The sequence below is a fragment of the Halanaerobium sp. genome (assembly GCF_003070835.1).
On record NZ_QBLR01000412.1, the window covers coordinates 1 to 2,495 of the forward strand.

The following is a 2,495-nucleotide window of genomic DNA, read 5'->3' on the forward strand; positions in this document are numbered from 1 at the left end:
TTTATATATTCAACCATTTTTTTTATATTATCAGGCCTATCTAAAATATATCCATTTTTTTTATTTTCAATCACTCCAGATGCACCATTATCTACAGTAGTTATAACAGGCAAACCAGAAGCCATTGCCTCTAAAGTAACATTGGCACAGGGATCATATATTGATGGGAATACAAAAACATCTGCAGCCGCATAATACTTTTCAACTTCTCTTACAGGACCAATAAATCTGCATCTGTCTAAAACAGATAACTCTTTTGCTTTAGATTTGAACTTATCTATGTCACCCTTACCTACTATCAGAAGTTTAGCACTTTTTGTATTTTTAAGTGACTCTAATACATACTTGAGTCCTTTTCTTTTAAACCCAGTTCCTAAAAATAATAAGACATAATCATTTTCACTTAAATCATGTTTATTTCTGATTTCTTGAGAAAATTTATTTTTATTATTTGGATTAAATTTTTCTATATCTACACCATTATGATTAACTATAATATCATTTTCGGGAACATCATATATTTTAATAATATCATCTTTAACCATTTGAGAAACCGCGACTATTTTTTTGTAGTTACCCTTTTTAAAATCTTCAGCTTCATAATAACGAGTAAAAAAATCCTGAAGAGATAACTTATATTCAAACTTTTTTTTGAATTTATACAACGGATTTTCTAGACTGGATAAATATTTATCTAAAAAAATCTGATGACAACCTCCGCCAATCCTAATTACATCTCCAAATCCAAGTCGAGAAAAACTCTGGATTATATCAAAATTATGTTTTTTTACTTCTCTTTTTGCAGATTGAGCAAATATATGTTTATCTATTCCTAAATGTTTTCCCCAGGCAGGAACAAGATGATAAGTAATCCCTTCTGATTTAGAACTCTCATCAATATTTCCAGTTATAACATGCACCTCATGTCCCTTTTTAACTAAAAATTTTGATAAACCAACCATATATCTTTCCGTTCCACCATGAGTAGTATATTTTTTATGTATTAATGCTATTTTCATAATTTTTCTCCTGCTTTAATTAATTATGAGACTTGATTAATGAAGTCAATAAATTTCTTACCTCTATCCTTAAAAAATAGGTTTTTAGACCTATCCATAATATTATTTGAATATTTATAAAAATCATCTTTAGAACTTAAAACTTTTTTTAAGGCAGATTCTAAATCTTTAACATTTCCATTTTTATAAAAAACACCACAATCTTCAGTAACTACCTCTTTTACTGTGGGTAAGTCACTTCCCACTATTGGGATCCCATGAGAAAAATAATTAAAGATTTTTGTAGGACAGGTTAAATACCTACCATGAAAAGTATCTTGAACAGGTACAACCCCAATTTTTACACTTTTTAAATAAAAATCAACTTCACTCCTATCTACCCAACCAGTAATTTCAACTCTATCTTCTATATTTAATTCTTTTGCCAAATCAACAAATTTATTTATTCTTTTTTTTCTGCCTCCAATTATTAGAAGCTTTAAATCTGTATCTAAATTTTTAAAGGCTTTAAACAAATCAATTACTCCTTTATTATGATATAAAGAACCCACATATCCTATATATTGATTTTTCCAAATATTATTCTCACGCTGTAACTGCTTAATCCCATAGGTAATTGTAGAATAATTTTGATTTGGTAAGTATTTTTGATATAATTTCCTTATTGGAGTTTGATGGCATACAATACCATCAAATTTCGGCAAAAAATATTTTTGATAAATATATTCTTTTTTACGGTCATATTCATTTTTAAGTTCTGGATCAAGATAAAAACTATGTGCCTCATAAATAACCTTAATATTATATATTTTTTTAAGTAAGTACATGAATGGCAAAAATTTTACTGTACGACTTATAATTACATCCACACCTTTAAGTTTATTTAACTTTCTTATCTTATTAAATGCTTGAAAATAAAATTTTGTTGTTTTACTAAAAGCAGTCTTATTATTCATTAAATGTATTTTGAAATTATTTAATGGCTTTATTCCAAAATAATCAGATAATACTTTTCCTGTATCTTGATCAGTATTTCTAGCAAATATCATATCCACATTATTCTCATCACCATTTTCTGCAATTCCATAACCCGTATAAGTAGAGAAGCTTATACCAGCTTTTTCACTTGGCCAATCACGACCATATACATATACAATATTCACTAATTACACCTCTTAAATAAGTTATCTTTATCCCATTTTTTTAGAATATTCAGGGTTTCATTTTTAATGTTTTGATCTATATTATTAAAGTCTCGATTTTTATATAATTTCAAAATATAATGCAAAAAAAGTTTTCTATCTTCATGGTTTAATTTTTTCCCATCCATTTTAGCAAGCCCTGAATAACTATGTGCATTAAACTTAGCTAAATTTCTTATAATTCTTTTTTCACTTAAATAAATTACCTGCTTAAAGTTATCTACATCAACAAAAGAAAGTTGTAAACCATCATCAAAGTTAAGCAGTACTCCTG

General features: G+C 27.1%; 3 protein-coding genes. All 3 read right to left on the reverse strand.

From position 1 onward, the window contains the following. Positions 1-1,019 (reverse strand): glycosyltransferase family 4 protein (locus CI949_RS19800; RefSeq protein ID WP_290769629.1); only part of this gene is annotated, 1,019 nt, incomplete at its 3' end. A gap of 23 nt (positions 1,020-1,042) precedes the next feature. Beyond that, positions 1,043-2,182 (reverse strand): glycosyltransferase, encoded by a 1,140-nt coding sequence (locus CI949_RS19805; RefSeq protein WP_290769632.1) that lies wholly within the window; start codon positions 2,180-2,182, stop codon positions 1,043-1,045. Continuing rightward, the coding region (locus tag CI949_RS19810) for a hypothetical protein (protein ID WP_290769635.1) at positions 2,182-2,495 on the reverse strand (314 nt) is incomplete at its 5' end. The genes CI949_RS19805 and CI949_RS19810, both read right to left, overlap by 1 nt.